This window comes from Kocuria subflava (assembly GCF_012163155.1).
GTDB classification, from domain to species: Bacteria; Actinomycetota; Actinomycetes; order Actinomycetales; family Micrococcaceae; genus Kocuria; species Kocuria subflava.
This window is the reverse complement of record NZ_JAAVUN010000248.1, coordinates 1-519: the sequence shown is the minus strand read 5'-3', so window position 1 is coordinate 519 and position 519 is coordinate 1. Positions and strand designations below refer to the sequence as shown.

Genomic DNA, 519 nt, shown 5'->3' with positions numbered 1-519 from the left:
GTCCTGCTCGACGGGCTCGGAAACGTTGACCACCAGCATCTCGGCGTCGGTGACCAGCTCAACGCCGGCCGGGAGCTCGACGTCGCTGGCCAGGACGTGCTCGTTGGGCTCACGGCCTTCGATCGAGACCTCGGACTGCTCGGGCACCTTGAGGGCGTCCACCAGGACGGTCAAGGAGGTCTCTTCCTGGTTGTACATGGCGGTCGGGGCGACCTCGCCGGTGAGGACCAGGGGAACGTCCACCTCGACCTTTTCTCCGCGCTTGACCGTCAGCAGGTCGATGTGGAGGATCTCCGGGCGGATCGGGTGACGCTGGACGTCCTTGAGCATGCACAGGTGCTCTCCGTCGGCCAGGACCTCGATGACGGCGTTGGAGTTACGTGCGACCAGCATCATCTCGTGGCCCGGGAGAGACACGTGGATGGGGTCGTGGCCGTGGCCGTAGATGACGGCCGGAATCTGATCGTTCGCGCGGATGCGGCGGGCGTAGCCCTTGCCGAAATCGGTGCGGACCTCGCC

Annotated in this window: 1 protein-coding gene; it reads right to left on the bottom strand. The window is 66.1% G+C overall.

What is annotated here, in order from left to right; genetic code table 11:
• The coding region (locus GTW58_RS14010; protein WP_168023653.1) for a 50S ribosomal protein L25/general stress protein Ctc at nt 1-519 on the bottom strand (519 nt) is incomplete at both ends.